Source organism: Micromonospora sp. CNZ295 (assembly GCF_004217535.1).
Window position 1 is genome coordinate 5,925,969 of sequence record NZ_SHKZ01000001.1, and the last position, 20,825, is coordinate 5,946,793.

A 20,825-nucleotide genomic window follows, 5' to 3' on the forward strand; every position below is an offset into this window, starting at 1 on the left:
CACCGTCACTGCGCCCGTATCCCGGGACACCCGCTCCCCCGCCGGGGCCGCAACAGTGGTGTAACTTACGGTCAGTAGGAATACCGCTGTCCGTCATGTCCCCTCCGTTGACTGCCGGCCGTTCCTTCCCCTTCCACCCGGCGGTCGCTCCCCGGCAGATCGGAACGCCCCGAGATGCGACAGAGCTCCCTGGTAGTGGTCGCCAACCGCCTCCCCATCGACGACAGCGTGGCGCCGGACGGCGCCTGCGAGTGGCGTCGCAGCCCCGGTGGCCTGGTGAGCGCTCTGCACCCGCTGCTGCGACGCACTCCCGCCACCTGGGTGGGTTGGGCCGGCGGCACCGGGCCGGCCCCCGCGCTGCCCGACATCGACGGCGTCCGCATGCACACCGTGGCGCTCAACGCCGACGACCTGCGCGACCACTACGAGGGCTTCGCCAACGCCACCCTGTGGCCGCTCTACCACGACGCCGTCGAGCAGCCGGAGCACCACCGGCGCTGGTGGGAGGCGTACCAGCGGGTCAACCAGCGGTTCGCGGAGGCGACCGCCGGCGTGGCCGAGACCGGCGCGGTCGTCTGGGTGCAGGACTACCACCTGCAGCTCGTGCCGGGCCTGCTCCGGGCGCTGCGCCCGGACCTGCGGATCGGCTTCTTCCTGCACGTGGCGTTTCCGCCACCCGAACTGTTCATGCAGCTGCCCCGCCGGGCCGAGCTGCTGCGGGGGATGCTCGGCGCCGACCTCGTCGGCTTCCAGCGGGCGCAGGCCGCGCACAACTTCGCCCAGCTCGCCGTGAAGGTGCTCGGGCTGCCGGCCACCGACCGCCGGATCGCGGTCGACGACCGGGTGGTCCGCATCGGCGCGTTCCCGGTCTCCATCGACACCGCTGAGATGGCCGCCCTGGCCGCCCGGCCGGAGGTCGCCGACCGGGCCGCCCGGCTCCGCCGCGACCTCGGCAGCCCCGAGCACGTGATCCTCAGCGTCGACCGGATGGACTACACCAAGGGCATCGAGCAGCGGCTGAAGGCGTACAGCGAGCTGATCGCCGACGGGCACGTCAAGGTCCGGGACACCGTCCTCGTGCAGGTGGCGGTGCCGAGCCGGGAGCGGGTCGGGCAGTACCAGATTCTCCGCGAGCGGGTCGAGCGCGAGGTCGGCCGGATCAACGGCGAGTTCGGCCGGGTCGGTGAGCCGGCCATCCACTACCTGACCCAGCCGTTCGACCGCGCCGAGCTGGCGGCGCTGTACCGGGTCGCCGACGTGATGGCGGTGACCCCGCTGCGCGACGGGATGAACCTGGTCGCCAAGGAGTACGTGGCCGCCCGGGTCGAAGACACCGGGGCGCTGCTGCTCAGCGAGTTCGCCGGCGCCGCCGCCGAGCTGTCCCAGGCGTACCTGGTCAACCCGCACGACCTGGAGGGCCTCAAGCAGGGCCTGCTCGCGGCGCTGCGGGCGCGGCCGGACGACGTCCGCGAGCGGATGCGGGCCATGCGCGAGCACCTGCGCCAGCACGACATCCACGCCTGGGCCCGGTCCTACCTGTCCGCCCTCGACGAGGACGGCTCGCTGCTGAGCCGGCTCGGCGCGGCGGGCTGAGCCGGCCCTCAGCGCTGCCCCGGCTCCTTCGCCAGCCAGTCGAGGATCGCCTCCACGGGCTCCTGCCACCGGGTGTCCAGCATCAGGTCGTGCCCCATGCCGGGGAAGAGCAGCGGCGCCGAACCGTACCGCCGTGCCGTCCGGGCGAGCGCCGACGCCGGCACGACCCGGTCGTCCGGGCTGCCGAGCACCAGCACCGGCGGGTCACCCACCGCCGGCTCGGGCTCCCGGCCGAGCAGCAGCTGCCACTGCGCGCGCCGACCGGCCCGGCCCAGCCGGGACAGGTGCCGCCGGGCATCGTCCGCCGGCAGCTCCCGGCTGAACAGCTGCGCGCGGTTGAGTCGGAGCCGGCCGCCGACCAGCGCCGGCAGCGTCCCCAGCGGGTTGCGGCGCAGCGCGGCCACCGCCGTGGCCCAGCCGCCGAACACCGGCGCCACCAGCACGGCGGCGCGGGCCGGGTAGCGCGCCAGGGCGTGCGCGACCACCAGCGCCCCGGCGCCGTGCCCCACCAGCACCGCCTGGCGCGGCAGGCTCGCCGCCACCTGGACCACGTCATGGGCGTACGCCCGCAGCGTCGCGTCCGGCGCCGGCTCGCTGCCGGCGTGGCCGCGCAGGCTCAGCGCGTACGCCGGGAAGCCACGCGCGGCGGCGTGGCCCAACCAGTGCTCGGCGAACGCCCACGCGCCGTGCCCGAAGCCGGGCACGAACAGCAGCGGCGGGCGGCCCTCCTCGAACTCCGGGGTGGCGCCGAGCACCTCGCGCCGGACCGGACGGACCGGTCGGGCCCACTCCCATCCCCGCAGGACCCGTGTCTGCGCGGTCACTGTGCCAACCTCTCGTTCGCGACTGCGGGGCTCGCCGGCTCGCTCCTCGCGCTCACCGGGGCTTCTCCAGGTCGTGCAGGGCGCGCTGCAACGCGCGCAGGTAGTCGGCGTGCCCGACCTCGAACCAGTGCCGGCTGGTGTCCTTGACCGGCCCCGAGTAGCGCTCCCCGGCCCGGGCGGCCGCCGTCGCGGCGAACGCCGCCGCCCGGTCCGGCCGGGTCACCCGCAGCCGCAGCAGCCGGGCGAAGAGCACCGTCTGCCAGTGCGACAGCGCGAAGATGCCGGAGTCCGGTTGCACGAGGCCGGCCACGGCGAGGGTCGGGTGGTTCGGCACGAACGCGTTGAGCCACAGCACCGGCCGGCCGGTCCCGCCGTCGTCGCCGAGGACCTTCGGGTCGAGGAACTCGAACCGGGGCAGGTAGCCGGTGGCGAACACGACCAGCTCCGGGTCGACCTGCCGCCCGTCGGCCAGCTCGACGGCGGACCGGTGGAAGCGCGCGACGTCCGGCACCGGGTTGATCCGGCCGTGGCCGACGTAGTAGACGAGCTGGCTGTTGGCGATCGGGTGCGTCTCGTACACCCGGTGGTCGGGCCTGGGCAGGCCGAACCGGGTCAGGTCGCCGACGGTCAGCCGCAGCGTGAGGTGATAGAGCCACTGCCGCACCCGCCGCGGCACCCGCAGTGCCAGCAACGCGTCGTTGACCTGGTCGGCGGGGCGGCCGAGCACGTACTTCGGCGCGTACCAGTAGCCCCGCCGCGTGGAGTGCCAGCATCGCGCCGCCTGCTGCGCGGCCTCGACGGCGATGTCGCAGCCGGTGTTGCCGCCGCCGACCACCAGCACCCGCTTGCCGCGCAGCTGCGCCGGGTCCTTGTACGAGGAGGCGTGCATGATCTCGCCCCGGTACTCGGCAAGGCCCTCGTAGCCGGGCAGCTTCGGTGCCCAGTTGTGGCCGTTGGCGACCACCACGGCGGCGTACCGGGAGGTGCGTTCCGGACCGTAGCCGCCGGTGCTGCGGGTGGTCACGTCCCAGCGCTCCCCCTCGACCGGCTCGACCCGCACCACCTCGGTGCCGAACCAGATGTGCCGGCGCAGGTCGAAGTGGTCGGCGTACCGCTCGAAGTAGGACAGCAGCTGGCTGTGGTGCGGGTAGTCCGGCCAGTCGTCCGGCATCGGGAAGTCGGGGAACTGGGTGAACGGGCGCGACGAGATCAGGTGCGTGCTCGCGTACACCGGGCTGCGGTCGTGCCGCCAGTTCCACGCGCCGCCGACACCGGTCTCCCGCTCGTAGCAGTCGACGCCGAAGCCGTGCTCGGTGAGGTTCTTGACGGCGGTCAGGCCGCTCGCGCCCGCACCGATCACGCAGACCGTGTCACCCCGGTCGGAGACCGGGCGGCCGTCGCGGGTCAGGGCGAGGGCGTTCGACTCCGGGTCGGGCCGGCCATGGTCGGTGGAGGTGGACACCGAGGATCTCCTTTGTGCGGCACGTGTGCCGGGTCGCGCAGCATCCTGCCCACATCGGAAGGCCGATGTCCAGACCCGGCCCGGGCGGCGCGGTCAGTCCGTGGGCAGCAGCAGGTCGACCAGGACCGGGAAGTGGTCGCTGGCCCGCCGGGTCTGCGGGGTGTCCACCACGTCGTAGTCGACCACCGTGATCCGCGGGTCGACGAAGAGCGCGTCGATGCGGCGCCGGGGGTTCGCGCAGGAGAAGGTGAGCCGGTCGGCGCGGTCCATCGCCAGGGCCGCGTCGGTACTGCCGGCCGCCACGGTGGCCCAGGCCGGCCCGTCCGGCCCCTCGTTCAGATCCGCTCCGGCGATGACCGGGGCGGGCGCCCCGGCCAGCCCGCGGGCGAAGAGCTCGGCCTGCGCCGGCCGCTCCGCCGGGTCGGTGGACAGGTGCGATCCGGCGACGGTGAACCGGGTGTCGCGACCCACCACACAGTCGGCGTACGCGGCGCCGCGCAGGTGCCGGCCGGGCGTCAGCGGGAACCGCTGGCAGCGGGTGGCGGTCACCCGGACGCGCAGGCTGGTCAGCAGCAGGTTGCCCAGCGCGGGCAGCCCGCCGGCGGCGACCACCAGCCCGAACGAGTCGGCGAGCGCGGCGCACTTCTGCCGCCACCGGAACCGACGCGGCCCCTCCTGCACGATCACCACGTCCGGCGCCGCGGCGCGGACCACCCCGGCGAGGGCCGCGGTGTCGTCACGCTGGCTGTGGATGTTGTACGAGACGACGCGCAGCGGCACACCGGCACCCGACACCGACACCTCAGCTCCGGCGGGCGAGGTCGGCGGCGCCGATGACGCCCGCGGTGTTGCCCAGCTCGGCGGGGCGGATCTCGGCCACCGGCAGCCGGCCGCGCTGGGCGAGCGCGTCGATGAAGGAGCGACGGGTGGGCCCCATCAGCAGGTCACCGGCCTCGACGACGCCGCCGCCGACCACCAGCACCTGCGGGTCGAGGATCTGCGCCATGTCGGCGAGGCTGGTGCCGAGCCAGCGGCCGACCTGGGCGAACGCCTCGACGGAAACGGGGTCGCCGTGCTGGGCGGCGGCGGTGACCATGCGACCCGTGATCGCCTCGGCGTCGCCGACGGCCAGTTCCAGCAGGGCGGTGGCGCGGTGCGGCGCCTGGCGGGCGGCGGCCCGGGCGAACCGCACCAGGGCGCTGCCGCTGGCGTACTGCTCGATGCAGCCCAGCCGGCCGCACCCGCACAGGTGGCCGTCGGGCACGGTCATCATGTGGCCCAGCTCGGCGGCGACGCCGTTCGCCCCGCGCAGCAGCTGGCCGTTGAGGACGATGCCGCCGCCGACCCCGGTGCCGATCGTGAACATGACCATCGAATCGTCGGCGTCGCGGGCCGCGCCGTAGCGGAACTCGGCCCAGGCGGCCACGTTCGCGTCGTTCTCCACGATCACCGGCAGGCCGGTGGCCGCGCCGACGTAGTCGCGCAGCGGTTCGTCGCGCCAGGCGAGGTTCGGGGCGAAGAGCACCGTGGAGCGGCCCGCGTCGATCCAGCCGGCCGCGCCGATGCCGACCGCCTCGATCGGACGGCCGGTGGCCAGCTCCTGCACCACCTCGATGATGACGTCCCGGGTCTTGCCGACGTCCTCTGCGGGAGTGTCCCGTCGGGTCTGCACGAGCACCGTGCCGGTGTCGTCCACGACGCCGCCGGCCACCTTCGTGCCACCGACGTCCACTCCGATGGTCAGCGTCACCGCTGCCACTCCCCTCTGTCGTGCTGGCCCGGCCCACGGCGCTGCCGCTCCGGTCACCCGCCGCCGCGACCCTGACCGGCTACGTCTCAGCGGCGCCTCGCCCGGCGGGTCGGCTCGCTCACACGTATCCGATCATGGTGCCCGGTTCGGGTGCCTCGTGCTCGGCCCCCGGTCGTCGGCACCCGGGCCACCGGGCGCCCGGGCGGCGGGCACCACGGCCGGCGTCGGTGCGCCCTCCTGCCCGGCGACGTCGGCGGGCGGTGCGGCGGCCGGCTGGGGGCCGTCCGCCGCGCGGGTGGCGGCGGACCAGACGTCCCCCTCGGGCGCCGACGGAGAATCATGCCCGCTCCGGGTGGCCTCGCGCCACACGTGCTCGTCGCCGTCCGCAGCCGGGCCGGGCGGCGCGGCGGGCGCCGCCCGCTCGGGGGTCGACGCCGCGGGCTCCGCCCGCCCGGGGGCCGACGCCGCGGGCTCCGCCCGCCCGGGAGCCGACGCCGCGGGCTCCGCCCGCCCGGGAGCCGACGCCGCGGGCTCCGCCCGCCCGGGAGCCGACGCCGCGGGCTCCGCCCGCCCGGGAGCCGACGCCGCGGGCTCCGCCCGCCCGGGAGCCGACGCCGCGGGCTCCGCCCGCCCGGGGGCCGGCTCGGCGGGCGCGAACGCGCGCAGCAGGCTGGCGACACCGGCGGCCAGGTCACCCGCCCCGGTGGCGAGACGCTCGGCGAATTCGGGACTCGGGTCGCGCAGGGCGGCGATCGCCCGACAGACCGGACAGACGCAGCATTCGGCCGTGCCGGTGGCGAAACCGCCCCCGGTCGACCCGGCGGACCCACCGCGCTCCGCGCTGTGACCGAGCACACCCGACACGATCCCACCGAGCGGACCCCATGGGCCGCTGCCGCCGGCCGCGGCCAGCCGCGCGGCGGCCAGCAGGGTGGCGACCAGCCGTTCCGCCTCTTCCCGGGCCGAACCCGGATCCGTTGCCCCCATGGTCGGCTCCTCTACCGCGGCGGCCGCGTCACTGCGCCGCACCGGGTGCTTCTACCCGGCGCTTGAGCTGCTTCAACGCGGTATCCATGATCATTTTCTCGGCCTTGCGCCGGAACATGCCCAGCATCCCGACCGACAGCTCGACCTCCAGCGTGTAGGTCACCGTGGTCGTGCCGTCCGGATTGCCCACCAGGTCGTACGAGCCGCGCTGCGCCTTCTGCATCTTCGAGGGCGCCACCAGGTGCCACTCGATGCGGGTGAGGTCCACCGCGTACTCGTAGGCCAGCACGTACTCGTCGGCCAGCACGCCCGCGTCGATGGTGAACCGCACCTGGCTGGCGTAGCCGTCCTCGTACTCCTCGACGACCTCGACCCGCCGGATCGCCTCGGTCCACTCGGGGTAGCTGGGGAAGTCGCAGATGACCGCCGCCACCCGTTCCGGTGGCGCGCCGATGATGATCGACTGGGTGGAGGAGTCCGCCATGGGGGGAGGCTACCCGGCCATGTGACGAACCTGCCTGCGCCACCCACCCGCCGGGCCGGGTAGGTTTCGACAGAGCCGACCCGAGGTGGCGGCCCGACCCCGGCCAGTGTGAGCACGAGGAGTGCAGGTGCGCGAGTTCTCCGTCCCGCCGATCGTCACCGTCGGCGACTCGGCCAACCTCACCGACCCGGTCTGGGACAACGCCGAGGTCGCCCCGGACGCGGTGCAGTTCGTCCGGTCCGGCCCCGACGGCGCCCGGATCGAGGTGACCTGCCGGCAGTTCCGCGACGAGGTGGTGGCGGTGGCCCGCGGCCTGGTCGCCGCCGGCGTGCAGCCGGGCACCCGGGTCGCCCTGATGAGCCGTACCCGCTACGAGTGGACGCTGCTCGACTACGCCATCTGGGCCGCCGGCGCGGTCACCGTGCCGATCTACGAGACGTCCAGCGCCGAGCAGGCCGCCTGGATCCTGTCCGACTCGGGTGCGGTCGCCGCGCTGGTGGAGACCAGCGCGCACGCCACGCTGGTGGCCGGCGTCCGGGACCGGCTGTCCGAGCTGACGAACGTGTGGCAGATCGACGTCGGCGCGGTGGACGAGCTGATCGCGGCCGGCGCCGCGGTCGACCCGGCCGAGATCGAGCGGCGCCGGGCGGCGGTGCAGGCCGGCGACCTCGCCACCATCATCTACACCAGCGGCACCACCGGCCGCCCCAAGGGCTGCATGCTCACCCACCGCAACATGTACGCCGACATCGCCAACGCCGTGCCGGTGCTGCCGAACCTGTTCCGCGAGGGCGCGTCCACCCTGCTGTTCCTGCCGCTCGCGCACTCCTTCGCCCGGCTGATCCAGATCGGCGTCGTGCAGGCCCGCGCCACGCTCGCGCACTGCTCCGACACGAAGAGTTTGGTCGCCGAGCTGCAGGCGTTCCGGCCCACGTTCGTGCTCTCGGTCCCCCGGGTCTTCGAGAAGGTCTACAACGCCGCCAAGCAGAAGGCCGAGGCCGACGGCAAGGGCAAGATCTTCGCCCGCGCCGAAACGGTCGCCATCGCGTACAGCGAGGCCCTGGACACCTCGAGCGGGCCGGGCCTGGCGCTGCGCGCGCAGCACGCGCTCTTCGACCGGCTGGTCTACCGCAAGCTGCGGGCGGCACTCGGCGGCCGGTGCCGCGACGCCATCTCCGGCGGCGCTCCGCTCGGCGCCCGGCTCGGGCACTTCTTCCGGGGCATCGGGGTGACCATCTGCGAGGGGTACGGCCTGACCGAGACCTCGCCGGCGGCGGCCGCCAACCTGCCCGGCGCCACCCGGATCGGCACCGTGGGCCGCCCGCTGCCCGGCGTCGCCATCCGGATCGAGGACGACGGCGAGATCCTCATCGCCGGCGAGCTGGTCTTCGAGGGCTACTGGCGCAACGAGGCCGCCACCGCCGAGGTGCTCACCACCGACGGCTGGTTCCGCACCGGCGACCTGGGCCGGCTGGACGGCGACGGCTACCTCAGCATCACCGGCCGCAAGAAGGAGATCATCGTGACCGCCGGCGGCAAGAACGTCGCCCCGGCGGTCCTGGAGGACCAGGTCCGCGCGCACCCGCTGGTGAGCCAGTGCGTGGTGGTCGGCGACCGGCAGCCGTTCATCGCCGCGCTGGTCACCGTCGACGAGGAGGCGCTGCCGGCCTGGCTGGAGTCGGCCGGCCTGCCGGCGGACACGCCGGTCGAGCAGCTCCGCGAGCACGAGCGGCTGCGGGCCGAGATCCAGTCCGCGATCGACCTCGCCAACCAGGCCGTGTCCAAGGCCGAGGCGATCAAGGTCTTCAAGATCCTGCCGCGGGACTTCACCGAGGCGACCGGCGAGCTGACCCCGTCGCTCAAGGTCAAGCGGCAGGTCGTGCACAAGTCGTACGCCGCGGAGATCGCGGAGATCTACCGGACCTGACTACGATCCGTCACGTGCCCGCCTCGACATCCGGTCTGCCGCGCCCGCACCCTCTCGCCGCCGCCGCGCGCGTGGTCATGCTGGCGCTGGTGGCGGTCCTCACCCTGTTCGCCACGCACGACGTCACCCAGCTGTGGTGGATCGCGCTGCTGGCGGTCGCGGGGCTGCCGGCGATGCTGGCCCCGACGCACGAGCGGCTGGGGCCGCTGAGCCGGATCGCCGAGGTGGTCGTGCTGGGGCTCGCCGCGAGCCAGGTCGCCTCCGTCGCCACGATCGGCGCGACGAACGGCGGGCTGGGCGCCTCGGCGGTGCTGCCGTACCTGGCCGTCCCGGTCACCGTCACCGCGCTGCGCCGGCGGTTCCGCGAGGGCGCGGTGCTGCTCGCCGTCGCCGCGGTCACCCTGCTCGCGGCGGGCGCGCTGACCGAGGTCGCCGGCCGGCGACAGCTCGCCCAGGTCGGCTACCTGGCCGTCTGTGCGCAGTGGCTCATCCTCGCCGTCCTCGGGCTCTACGCGGCGCGCACGCTGCACCGGGTCATGCAGGCCCGCGGCGACGGCAAGCCCCAGCCGTACGCGGAGGCCACCCGCCTGCTCACCCAGCTGCGCACGGTGGCCCGGCAGCTGCCCGGCGCGACCCTCGACCCGGGCGGCATCTCCGAACACCTGCTCGAGGAGCTGCGGTCGGTGGCCCGGGCGGACCGGGCGGCCGTGCTGTCCGCCAGCGGCGGCGGTCGGCTGGTGGTGCTGGCCCAGTCCGGCGTCGACCGGGTGGACTGGGAGACGACGCTCGACGCGGACTCCGCGATCGCCGACGCGTGGGCCAGCCAGCAGCCGCAGACCGCCGCCCGGTCGCAGGCCCGCTCCCACGCCGGCGGCGACGTCTCCGCACTGATCGTCCCGCTGGTCGCCGGGGTGCGCACGGTGGGCCTGGTGGTGCTGGAGGCGGACGCCGCGCACGCGTACCCGGCCGAGGTCGTGTCCCGGGTGACCGCGCTGACCTCGCCGGCGGCGCTGCGCCTGGAGGCGGCCCTGCTCTTCGACGAGGTGCGCTCGCTGGCCACCAACGAGGAGCGGCAGCGGCTGGCCCGGGAGATCCACGACGGGGTGGCCCAGGAGCTGGTGATGGTCGGCTACGGCATCGACAACGCCCTGGCCACCGTCCACGACGACGCCGAGGAGACCGCCGAGTCGCTGCGGCAGCTGCGCCAGGAGGTCACCCGCGTGATCACCGAGCTGCGGCTGAGCCTGTTCGAGCTGCGCAGCGAGGTGGACCGGCACGGCGGCCTGGCCGCCGCGATCGCCGAGTACGCGCGCACCGTCGGCGCCTCCGGCGGGCTGCGGGTGCACCTGTCGCTGGACGAGTCGACCGCCCGGCTCCCCGCCGCCACCGAGGCCGAGCTGCTGCGCATCGCCCAGGAGGCGGTGACCAACGCGCGCAAGCACGCCGGCGCCTCCAACCTCTGGGTCACCTGCGAGGTGGATCCCCCGTACGCGCAGATCGAAGTGTCGGATGACGGTCACGGCATAGGTGACCAGCGCACCGACGGGCACTACGGTCTTGCGATCATGGCCGAGAGGGCGGAACGTATCCGGGGCCGGTTGGAGATCAGACCGCGACAGCCGAGCGGCACGACCGTCGCGGTCGTGCTCGGTTCGTCGCCCCGGCGAGATAACGTGCGTGGCAGCGCAGCAGGAGAAGGGGAGTAACCCGAGGATGACCACACCGACACCGGCCACCCGCACCAAGGTGCTCCTTGTCGACGATCACGACCTGATCCGCAAGGGGCTCCGGCACGCGTTCGAGCGCGACCGGCAGTTCGAGGTCGTCGGCGAGGCCGCCACGGCGGCCGAGGGCGTACGCCAGGCCGGCGCGCTCCAGCCGGACGTGGTGATCATGGACCTGCGCCTTCCCGACGGCAGCGGCCTGGAGGCCACCCGGGCGCTGCGCAAGTCCAGCGCCACGATGGGCATCGTCGTGCTGACCATGTACGCGGGTGACGACCAGCTCTTCGGCGCGCTCGAAGCTGGCGCGAGCGCCTTCGTCCCGAAGACCGCCCCGGCGGACGAGGTGGTCGCCGCCGCGCGGCACGCCGCCTCCTCGCCCAGCGCGTTCACCGCCGCCGACCTGGCCGAGGCGATGAAGCGCCGGCTGGCCCCCTCCGGCCCGCAGCTCTCCCCCCGCGAGGGCCAGGTGCTGCGGCTGCTCGCCGACGGCATGAGCGTCGCCGGCATCGCCAAGCAGCTCTTCGTCAGCGAGTCCACCGCCAAGACGCACATCTCCAAGCTCTACGAGAAGCTGGGTGCGGCCAACCGCGCCCAGGCGCTGATGACCGCGCTGCGGCTCGGCCTGCTCGAGGCCCCGGACGCTCCGAAGTTCTGACCTGCCGCCCGCGTCGATCCGCGCCCGCCCCTCGGCGGGCGCGGATCTTTTTCATCGACCGCTGTATTCGACCGGCCTGGCGGCGCGCTATGGTCTCCCCCGTCGGAATGCGGTCCACGGGCGGTGCGGCCCGTGCGCGGCGAAGAGGTGAGGCATGCGACGGCCGGACTGGGCACCCGAGGACATCGATATCGAACGCCCCAGCGTCGCCCGGATGTACGACTACTACCTCGGCGGCTCCCACAACTTCGCGGTCGACCGGGCGGCGGCCCAGGCCATGGTCGCCGCGGTCCCCGAGGCGCCGCTGATGGCCCAGGCGAACCGCGCCTTCCTGCGCCGGGCGGTGCAGTTCCTCGTCGACTCCGGCATCCGGCAGTTCCTCGACATCGGCTCCGGCATCCCCACCGTCGGCAACGTGCACGAGATCGCCCAGCGGGCCGCGCCTGACGCCCGCGTGGTCTACGTCGACGTCGACCCGGTCGCGGTGGCGCACAGCCGCGAGATCCTCGCCGGCAACGACGGAGCCGCCGTGGTCCAGGAGGACCTGCGCCACCCGGAGCGGATCCTCGACCACCCCGACGTACGCCGCCTGCTCGACCTCGACCAGCCGGTCGCCGTGCTGATCATCGCCGTGCTGCACTTCGTCTCCGACGACGACCGTCCCGCCGACCTGCTGCGCCGGTTGCGCGACTCCCTCGCCCCCGGCAGCTGGCTGGTGCTGTCGCAGGCCAGCGCCGACGGGCGCGGCGACGACGAGCGGGCCGAGGCCGAGGCGGTCTACCGGCGCACCGACAATCCGCTGTGGATCCGCAGCCGGGCCGAGTTGACCGGGTTCTTCGACGGCTTCGAGCTGGTCGGGCCGGGCGTCGTGTGGGTGCCGCAGTGGCGCCCGGAGTCGCCGGACAGCGCCGAGGACGCCGAGCGCTCGGGGTTCATCGGTGGGGTGGGACGGCTCGGTGGCTGAGCCGCCGGCGGCGGAACCCGGCACTCCACGCGGGGCCGGCCCGGCGACCCGTGCCAGGACGACGACGAACGCCGCGCCGTCGGCCGGCGTCAGCGCGGCGGCCCGCACCGGCGCGGCGGCGACCGGGGCGACCGCCGGCGCCGGCGGAGCGGTCAGCTCCGGCGCCGCGGTCTTCGCCCGGGCGTGGGCGAAGGCGGTCACCGGGACGAGTTACCTGCCGATGGCCCAGGCGCAGCTCGAAGGACTGCTGTGCCGCCTCGCCAGCCAGTTGGCGGCGGCCCTGCTCGCCGAGCCGTTCGACCTGCGTACCGGGCAGCGGGTGGGCGCCGAGCTGGTGGAAGCGCACATCGCCTCCGCCGAGGCGTTGGGACGTACCGTCGAGGTCGTCCAGCTGCGGCTGGTGCGCGACCTGGGACTGGTCGCCGAGGACGTGGAGGACCGGTTGGCCCGGCTGCTCGCCGCCGTCGCCACCGGGTACGCGCGGGCGCTCCGCGACCGCACCCTGGACGAGCAGGAGTCGATCCGGCGGGCCGCGCTGACCGCGCGGGTGGAGGCCGAGCGGGCCCTGCGGGTCAGCGAGGCGCGCTTCCGCCACCAGGCCACCCACGACCCGCTCACCGACCTGCCGAACCGGACGCTGTTCACCGAGCGCCTCGCCGCCGCCGTCGACGCGCCGGCGCGCAGCACCGAGCGGATCGGCCTCTGCTTCCTCGACCTGGACCACTTCAAGCGGGTCAACGACTCGTACGGGCACCGCGTCGGCGACGCCGTGCTCACCATGGTCGCCGGTCGCCTGCGGACGGCCCTCGACGGCCAGTTGGTCGCCCGGCTCGGCGGCGACGCGTTCGTCGTCCTGGTCGAGCGCACCGGCGGCACCCGGGACGTGATCGCGGTCGCCGAGGCGGCCCTGGCCGCCGTGCACGAGCCGGCCGTCGTGGCGGGGCACGAGGTGGCCGTGCGCACCAGCATCGGCATCGTGGAACGGCAGATCACCGGCACTTCGCCGAACGAGCTGATGCGCGCCGCCGACTGCACCCTGCACTGGGCCAAGGCGGCCGGCGGCGGCCGCTGGGAGCTGTACGACGCCGAGCGCGACCACCGGGAGCTGGCCCGCCAGGAGCTGTCGGCGGCGATCCCGGTCGCGCTGGACCGGGGTGAGTTCTTCCTCGACTACCAACCGTTGACCTCCCTGCAGGACGGGCGGCTGCTCGGGGTGGAGGCGCTGGTGCGCTGGCGCCACCCGGAGCTCGGCGTGCTTCGCCCCGACCGGTTCATCGGCCTGGCGGAGGAGACCGGGCTGATCGTCCCCCTCGGCGGCTGGGTGCTGGCGGAGGCCTGCCGGACGGCCGGCAGCTGGTCGGCGGCGGCCCGGGCGCCGTTCGTGAGCGTCAACCTGGCCGTCCGGCAGGTGCACCGGCCGGGCCTGGTCCAGGAGGTACGCGACCTGCTGCGGCACACCGGCCTGCCGCCGGAACGCCTGCAGCTGGAGATCACCGAGAGCGCCATGATGAGCACCGCCGAGGAGCCGGTGCAGACGCTGCGGGCGCTCGCCGACCTCGGCGTCCGGATCGCCATCGACGACTTCGGCACCGGCTACAGCAACCTCGCGTACCTGCGGGCGCTTCCGGTGACCGAGCTGAAGGTGGCCGGCGAGTTCGTGGCCGGCCTGCGCACCCCGGAGACCCGGGCGGACGAGCGGATCCTCGCGTCGCTGGTGTCGCTGGCGCACGCGCTGGACCTCACGGTCACCGCCGAGGGCGTGGAGACGGCCGGGCAGGCCGAGCGGCTGCGCGCGATCGGCTGCGACGCCGGCCAGGGCTGGCACTTCGGCCGCCCCGAACCCGCCGACCGGATCCTGGCCCGCCTGGGTTGAGCCGCCAGACGCGCCGGCACCTGGCAGCCGCGGCGTCGCAACCTCCCGCCGACCGCACGGACGCCGGGCTGAGTGGTCAGCCGGTGAGCAACTCCGTCATGCGCCGGGCCTGGGTCTCCCAGCGCCACTCCTGCTCGACCCAGGCGCGGCCGGCGGCGCCGAACTGGCGGGCCAGGTCCCGGTCGGCGAGCAGCGTCGCCACCCGGTCGGCGAGCTGGGCCACGTCCCGCCCGCGCACGACGTAACCGGTCTCCCCGTCGCGGACGGCGTCCGGCGCGCCGCCGGAGTCACCGGCCACCACGGGCAGCCCGGTCGCGGAGGCCTCCAGGTAGACGATGCCCAGCCCTTCCACGTCCAGACCGCGGTTGCGGGTGCGGCAGGGCATCGCGTACACGTCGCCGGCCGCGTAGTGGGCGGGCAGCTCGGCCGCCGGCACCGTGCCGGTGAACACCACGTCGCGCTCGACGCCGGCCTGCCGGGCGAGCTTCTCCAGGCTGGCCCGGTACGGGCCGCCCCCGACGATCAGCAGGGCCGCGTCCGGGACCCGACGGCGGATCTCCGGCATCGCCCGGATCAGCATGTCCTGGCCCTTGCGGGGCACCAGCCGGGACACGCAGACCACCACGGGACGGTCGGTCAGCCCGAGCCGCACCCGCACCGGCTCACCGTCGACGGACGGGTGGTAGGCGTCCACGTCGACGCCGGGGGCGAGGCGGCGCAGCTCGGTAAGGCCGTGCAGCGCGCGGTCCAGCCGGACCCGCGTGTACTCCCCCAGGTAGGTCGTCACGTCGACGCCGCGGCCGATGCGGCGCAGCGCGGCACGGGCACCGGGCAGCGCCGCCCAGCCCACCTCGTGCCCGTGGGTCTGAGCCACCACGCGGCGGATCCCGGCCCGGCGACGCAGGCCCGCGGCGAGCAGGCCGAGCGGCGCGGCCGCACCGAACCACACCGTGTCGCAGCCGTACGCGCGGGCCAGCCGGGCCGCCCGCCGGGCCACCAGCGGGGTGGGCAGGAGCACCCGGGTGCGTTCGCGAACCACCTCGAAGGGCTGGTCGGCGTCGAACTTCTCGGCGCCACGCCACCTGGAGGCGTAGACCACCACCGAACCCGGTGGCTGACGGACGGCGAGGTTGTGCACGAAGGACTGGATGCCCCCGGGCCGGGGCGGAAAGTCGTTCGTCACCAGCAGGGTACGGCTCATGCCGGCACTCCCGTGCGGCCCGGGGTCGGGCCGGTGTGGTGGCCCGCTCGCCGCCGGCCGCTCATCGCCCGGTCTCCCGGGCGTAGGCGCGGGCGGCGGCGATCCGCTCCACGGTGGACGGATGGCTGGCGGAGTAGAGGTATTCCAGGCGGGGCGGATCGGGGTCGGCGAGGTTGATGCCCGCCAGCCGGCGCTGCATCGCCTCGAACGCGGCCGGATCGCGGGTGAGCGCCAGCGCGTGCGCGTCGGCGCGCGCCTCGACCCGCCGGGACATCAACGCCTGTGCCGGCGCGGAGACCAACCCGGCCACCGTCACCAGCGCCACCAGCAACGGGAACGCGCGCGGCTGGGCGACCGAGTCGACGCCGGCGAGGCGGAGCAGCGGGCCGGAGGAGCCGAGCAGGTAGAGCGCGACGACCGCGGCGGCCGCGCCCAGCGCTCCGGTGAGCGTGCCGACCGCCACGTCCCGGTCCTTCGCGTGGCCCAGCTCGTGCGCCACCACCGCGGTCACCTCGGCGGGGCTCGCCTCGCGCAGCAGCGTGTCGTACACCACGATCCGGCGGGTCGGCCCGAGACCGGAGACGTATGCGTTGACCGCCCGGGTGCGGCGCGACGCGTCGGCCACCAGCACGTCGCGGACCGGCACCCCGTCACGGGCGGCCAGGTCCATCAGCTCGGTGCGCAGCGGGCCCGGCTCCATCGGGGTGAACCGGTTGAACACGGGCTCCACCAGCACCGGGAGCACGAACGACAGCAGCACCACCAGGCCGGCGGCACCGGCCGCGCCGAGCGCCCACCACCAGCGCGGCGCCATCCGGATCACGGCGTAGAAGCCGAGCAGCGCCACCGCGCCGATGACGGCGCTCACGGCGTACGACTTGAGCAGGTCGACCGTCCAGCCGCCCCAGCCGTTGGTGGCCAGTCCGTACCGGGTCAGGACGGCCTGCCGCCACGCGGCGAACGGCAGGGTGACCAGGTCGGCGACGAGCACCACGGCGAGCCCGCCGAGCACGGCCTCGGCCGCCCAGTGCCCGCCGAGGGGGCGCCCGGCCAGCTCGACCAGGCGGCTGCCCAGCGGGGTGAGCCCGAGCGCGAGCGCCACCAGCAGCCCGACGCCGACGGCCGCCCAGCCACCGGGCCGCAGCGCCGCCCGGAATTCCCGGCCCCGGGCCACCTGGTCGGCGGGGAGGTCCCGCAGGGCGGCCAACTGGTCGGCGCGGGGGGCCGGCGGGCGCTGCCACGGGATCAGGACCGCGGCGGCAACTCCCAGCGCCACCACCAGGCCGGCCAGCGTCAGCACCGCCCAGGCGCGGGGGCTCACCGGAAGGCCTCCGGGCCCGGCGGGTCGGCCGCCGCGACGGAGCCACCGGCCGCCGCGACGGACCCGCCGTCACTCCGCCGTACGCGCGTCATGCCGCTCCCTCCGCCGTGAGCGCCCATCGTAGTGGCCGCACCCACCGCCCCGATCGCGGTGGGCCGGGCATGGCCCGGCCACCGGCGCCGCCGCCGGATCGCCGCCGCGACGGCCGGGACGCGGGCCGCTCAGGCCACCCGACGTCGCCGAGGACGTGCGGGCACCGGCGCGGGCCGGGCCTCGGGCAGCAGCTCCACGTCGAAGCCGGCCCGGGCGAACACCTCGACCGCCCGGACCTCGGCGGCGCCGAGGGCGGGCGACGCGTCGTCGAACAGGGCGGCCACCAGGCAGCCGGAGCAGCCGTCGCCGCGGGCGCCGCACCGGTCGCAGTCGATGAGCATCGTCGCCTCCTGTCACGCTGGCGGCGGAGACTGTCGCCAGCCGGCCACCGTCGGTCACATCGACGCTAACGGCGGGGTACGACAGGAACCGGACAAGCGGCGGCCATCCGGAGATCCTGGCAGGAAACGGCCCGGGTGCCGCAGCCGGCTCGGCGGGCGGTCAGGAGCGGGCGAGGCGCCGCAGCAGCGAGTCGGCGCCGAGCGGGTACGCGCCGTGGCGGCGTACCCCGTCGGCGACCTCGCGGTCCGACGAGACCACCACCACCGGGCGGCCCGGCGGCTCGGCCCGCACGAGGCGGCGGATCAGCTCGTCGGCCGTCTCCCCCTTGCGGGAGAAGAGCACCCGCACGCCGCGCGGAGCCGGCGGCAGGCCGTGGATCCGTTCGGCGCCGTCGAACACGACGGTCACCTCGTCGCCGGTCTGCGCGGCGATCCCGCCCAACCCGGTGATGAGCCGCTTGCGCTGCTGCTCCAGCGACATCTCGCCGAACCCGCGCTTGGTGACGTTGTAGCCGTCCACCACGAGGTGCGCCCGGGGCAGGGCGAGCAACTGGTCCAGCCGGGCGGGGTCGTCGGTGTCCCGGGCGCGGGCCGCGGCGCCGGCCGCGGTGGTGCCGGACTGGTCGGCGAAGGCGTTGGCGACGAAGTCCGCGGGCAGCGTGTCCACCGGGTCCAGCGCCAGCTCGCGCCGCAGGCCCACGGCGGCCTGGCCGATCGTCTCCAGCAGCAGCCACAGCCGGGCGTCGTCGACCGACCGGGCCTCCTTGGCGCTGGCCCGGGCCGCACCGGCCGCGGCCTCGGCCTCGGCCAGCCGCGTCCGGGTCCGGCGCAGCTCCGCGTCGGCGTCGGCCGCCGCCCGGGTGGCCCGGCCGCGTTCGGTGGCGAGCATCTCGGTGGCCTTGCGTTCCCGCGCCTGTGTCTCGCGCAGCGAACGCGCGAGCTGCCGCGCCTCCTCGCGCAGCTGCCCCAGTTCCTCGCGGACGCGGGCCAGCTCGTCGCGGAGCTTCTCCGCCTCGACCCGGGCCACCGCCCGGTCGTGCTCGGCGCGGGTGGCCCGCTGTTCGGCCTCGCGGACCAGTTCGGCCACCACCGCGCTGTCCGCCTCGGCACGGACCGCCGCGCCGCTGGCCTCGATCAGGTCCCGCCAGCCCCGCGGTCGGGCCAGGTACGCCAGCGCCGCCACCTCCACCGGGTCGGCGGCGGCGGGCGCGGTGCCCTCGACCACCGCGCTGCCCAGGTCGCCCGCGTCGGCGAGCACCCGAGCGGCGACGCGCTGGCGGAACAGCGGGTCACCGGTCAGCTGGGCGGCGATCGCCGGCGCCCCCAGGCGCGCCCGGCGGTTCGGAGCGAACTTGGCCACCCGCCGCAGCGGGACCGGCACCTCGTCGGCGGGCAGCCCGGGCAGCACGGCCGCGGCGAGCGCCACGATCCGCTGACGGACCGGCTCGGGCAGGACCGGCTCCGGCTCAGGCCCGCCGCCGTCGGCGGACTCCCCGTCGGGACCGGCCGCGGCCTCGTCGGACGGGCCGGCAGCGGCGCCGGACGGGCCGACCCCGGAGGTGCCGGGCGTCGCGGGATCGGCGGCGGGCAGGGCGGCGCCGGCCGCGACCGGGTCGTCGAGGGTGCCCCCCGTACCCTCGCCGCCCGTGTCCGGCGCAGCGGCGACCGGTTCCTCCGCGGGGAGGTGGTCGTCGTACGGCTCGGCGAGGGGCATGTGGCAAGTCTCCCACCGCGACGGGGCCCACCGCCCGGCGAGTGAGCTGATCTCTCATCCTAGGTGCCGAGCGGGACGGACGGGTCGGGTGGGGCTGGAGTGTCGGACGGGACGGCTAGCGTGCCGCCGATGGCACAACAGGAGTACGTCCAGGAGTCGCTGGCCGGGCTCGACCCGGCGGTCGGCGGCGTCGACCCGGAGCTGCCGCTCCACGCGACCACGTTCGTGGTGGTCGACCTCGAGACGACCGGCGGCGCGCCGGACGGCGGCGGCATCACCGAGATCGGGGCGGTCAAGGCTCGCGGCGGCGAGGAGCTGGGGGTGCTCGCCACCCTGGTCAACCCGGGCGTGCCGATCCCACCGTTCATCACCGTGCTCACCGGCATCACCCAGGCGATGCTGCTGCCCGCCCCGCCGATCGAGCAGGTCCTGCCGAGCTTCCTGGAGTTCCTCTCCACCGACGCGGTACTGGTCGCCCACAACGCCCCGTACGACGTCGGGTTCCTCAAGGCGGCCTGCGCCGCGCACGGCTACCGCTGGCCGAGTCCGCGGGTGCTGGACACCGCGGCACTGGCCCGGCGGGTGCTGACCCGGGACGAGGTGCCCAACCGCAAGCTGGGCACCCTCGCGGCATACTTCCGCACCGCCACCCGGCCCACCCACCGCGCCCTCGACGACGCGAAGGCCACCGTCGACGTGCTGCACGGGCTGATCGCCCGGCTGGGCGGCCACCGGGTGCACACGATCGGCGAGGCGATCGAGTTCGCGCGGGCGGTGACGCCGACGCAGCGCCGCAAGCGGCACCTGGCCGAGGGGCTGCCCAAGGCGCCGGGGGTCTACATCTTCCGGGGCGCCGACGACCGCCCCCTCTACGTCGGCACCTCGGTCGACATCGCCACCCGGGTCCGCAGCTACTTCACCGCCGCCGAGAAGCGGGCCCGCATCTCGGAGATGCTGGCCGCCGCCGAGCGGGTGGAGGCCGTCGAGTGCGCGCACTCGCTGGAGGCGGAGGTGCGGGAGCTGCGGCTGATCGGCGCGCACGCCCCGCCGTACAACCGGCGGTCCAAGTTCCCGGAGCGGGTCGTCTGGCTGAAACTGACCGACGAGCCGTACCCCCGGCTGTCGGTGGTCCGCGGCCTCGCCCCGGGCGACGAGGCCTATCTCGGGCCGTTCACCTCCCGCCGGGCCGCGGAGCTGGCCGCGGCGGGCTTCTACGACGCGGTGCCGCTGCGGCAGTGCACGCACCGGCTCTCGGTGCGGACGGTCACGCCGGCCTGCGCGCTGGCCGAGCTGGGCCGCTGCCCGGCGCCCTGCGAGCACCGGATCACCCCGGAAGAGTACGCGGACCGCGCGGTCACGCCGTTCCGCACCGCCACCACCAGCGACCCCCAGGCGGTGGTGGACGCGCTGCTCGCCCGGATCGAGGTGCTCGCCGACGCGCGACGCTACGAGGAGGCCGCGGTGGTACGCACCCGGCTGGCCGCGGTGCTGCGCGCGGCGTCGCGCATGCAGCGGCTCGCCGCGCTGACCGGTATCACCGAGCTGGCCGCCGCCCGGCCCGCCACCGGTGGCGGCTGGGAGCTGGCGCTGGTGCGGCACGGGCGGCTCGCCGGTGCCGGTGTGTCACCGCCGGGTGTCCATCCGCGACCGACGATCGCCGCGATCCGGGCCACCGCGGAGACCGTCGTTCCCGGCCACGGCCCGGTCCCGGCGGCGTCCGCAGGAGAGACCGAACGCATCCTGTCCTGGTTGGAGCGTCCGGAGACCCGGCTGGTGGAGATGTCCTCCGGCTGGGCGTCCCCGGTGGCCGGTGCGGGCCGCTTCCGGGCCCTGTTGACGAAGGCCGAGAGCGCCGCGTCCCACCAACTCTCGACCGAACGCTCATGACCAAGTGACCGATCGGACTACGTCG

General features: G+C 75.3%; 16 protein-coding genes and 1 pseudogene. 7 read left to right on the top strand and 10 right to left on the bottom strand.

Annotation, left to right across the window (positions count from 1 at the left end):
- Positions 1-174 precede the first annotated feature (174 nt).
- Complete coding sequence (locus EV376_RS27530) at positions 175-1,593, top strand: trehalose-6-phosphate synthase (RefSeq protein ID WP_130327967.1); 1,419 nt, start codon at positions 175-177, stop codon at positions 1,591-1,593.
- An 8-nt stretch (positions 1,594-1,601) separates the two neighbouring features.
- Here EV376_RS27530 and EV376_RS27535 read toward each other — a convergent pair whose 3' ends face one another.
- From EV376_RS27535 to EV376_RS27560, 6 genes and pseudogenes are all read right to left on the bottom strand, one after another.
- Entirely contained in the window at positions 1,602-2,417 is an 816-nt protein-coding gene (locus EV376_RS27535) for an alpha/beta fold hydrolase (protein WP_130327969.1), read from the bottom strand.
- 52 nt (positions 2,418-2,469) lie between these two features.
- A complete protein-coding gene (locus EV376_RS27540) occupies positions 2,470-3,879 on the bottom strand; it encodes an NAD(P)-binding domain-containing protein (RefSeq protein WP_130327971.1) in 1,410 nt (469 codons plus the stop codon).
- Between the two features lie 93 nt (positions 3,880-3,972).
- Positions 3,973-4,674: an endonuclease/exonuclease/phosphatase family protein gene (locus EV376_RS27545; protein ID WP_486482943.1), complete on the bottom strand. Its 702-nt coding sequence runs from the start codon at positions 4,672-4,674 to the stop codon at positions 3,973-3,975.
- Between the two features lie 7 nt (positions 4,675-4,681).
- Entirely contained in the window at positions 4,682-5,638 is a 957-nt protein-coding gene (locus EV376_RS27550) for an ROK family glucokinase (protein WP_207228448.1), read from the bottom strand.
- A 381-nt stretch (positions 5,639-6,019) separates the two neighbouring features.
- Positions 6,020-6,616: pseudogene (locus EV376_RS27555) on the bottom strand (hypothetical protein); the annotation flags it as partial.
- 28 nt (positions 6,617-6,644) lie between these two features.
- Positions 6,645-7,100 carry an SRPBCC family protein gene (locus EV376_RS27560; RefSeq protein ID WP_130327976.1) on the bottom strand — a complete coding sequence of 152 codons (456 nt, stop codon included), beginning with the start codon at positions 7,098-7,100 and terminating at the stop codon, positions 6,645-6,647.
- 127 nt (positions 7,101-7,227) lie between these two features.
- Here EV376_RS27560 and EV376_RS27565 point away from each other — a divergent pair, with 127 nt between their 5' ends.
- From EV376_RS27565 to EV376_RS27585, 5 genes are all read left to right on the top strand, one after another.
- Complete coding sequence (locus EV376_RS27565) at positions 7,228-9,027, top strand: AMP-dependent synthetase/ligase (protein WP_130327978.1); 1,800 nt, start codon at positions 7,228-7,230, stop codon at positions 9,025-9,027.
- A gap of 14 nt (positions 9,028-9,041) precedes the next feature.
- Positions 9,042-10,733, top strand: a complete 1,692-nt coding sequence (locus EV376_RS27570) for a sensor histidine kinase (RefSeq protein ID WP_130327980.1) — start codon at positions 9,042-9,044, stop codon at positions 10,731-10,733.
- A gap of 7 nt (positions 10,734-10,740) precedes the next feature.
- On the top strand, positions 10,741-11,406 hold the full coding sequence (locus EV376_RS27575; RefSeq protein ID WP_012014490.1) for a response regulator transcription factor: 666 nt from the start codon (positions 10,741-10,743) through the stop codon (positions 11,404-11,406).
- A gap of 154 nt (positions 11,407-11,560) precedes the next feature.
- Complete coding sequence (locus EV376_RS27580; RefSeq protein ID WP_130327982.1) at positions 11,561-12,370, top strand: SAM-dependent methyltransferase; 810 nt, start codon at positions 11,561-11,563, stop codon at positions 12,368-12,370.
- A gap of 220 nt (positions 12,371-12,590) precedes the next feature.
- Entirely contained in the window at positions 12,591-14,243 is a 1,653-nt protein-coding gene (locus EV376_RS27585) for a bifunctional diguanylate cyclase/phosphodiesterase (RefSeq protein ID WP_207228619.1), read from the top strand.
- Positions 14,244-14,319: 76 nt separating this feature from the next.
- On the opposite strand, the gene EV376_RS27590 is transcribed toward EV376_RS27585, so the two are convergent.
- The 4 genes from EV376_RS27590 to EV376_RS27605 form a co-directional block, all read right to left on the bottom strand.
- A complete protein-coding gene (locus EV376_RS27590; protein ID WP_130327984.1) occupies positions 14,320-15,444 on the bottom strand; it encodes a glycosyltransferase family 4 protein in 1,125 nt (374 codons plus the stop codon).
- A 61-nt stretch (positions 15,445-15,505) separates the two neighbouring features.
- The gene (locus tag EV376_RS27595; RefSeq protein WP_130327986.1) at positions 15,506-16,765 is read right to left on the bottom strand and encodes a M48 family metallopeptidase; all 1,260 of its coding nucleotides are present in this window, start codon (positions 16,763-16,765) and stop codon (positions 15,506-15,508) included.
- Positions 16,766-16,986: 221 nt separating this feature from the next.
- Positions 16,987-17,199: a hypothetical protein gene (locus EV376_RS27600; protein WP_130327988.1), complete on the bottom strand. Its 213-nt coding sequence runs from the start codon at positions 17,197-17,199 to the stop codon at positions 16,987-16,989.
- A gap of 160 nt (positions 17,200-17,359) precedes the next feature.
- A complete protein-coding gene (locus EV376_RS27605; RefSeq protein WP_130327990.1) occupies positions 17,360-18,913 on the bottom strand; it encodes an NYN domain-containing protein in 1,554 nt (517 codons plus the stop codon).
- Positions 18,914-19,042: 129 nt separating this feature from the next.
- Here EV376_RS27605 and EV376_RS27610 point away from each other — a divergent pair, with 129 nt between their 5' ends.
- Entirely contained in the window at positions 19,043-20,800 is a 1,758-nt protein-coding gene (locus EV376_RS27610) for a DEDD exonuclease domain-containing protein (RefSeq protein ID WP_130327992.1), read from the top strand.
- The last annotated feature ends 25 nt before the right edge of the window (positions 20,801-20,825 follow it).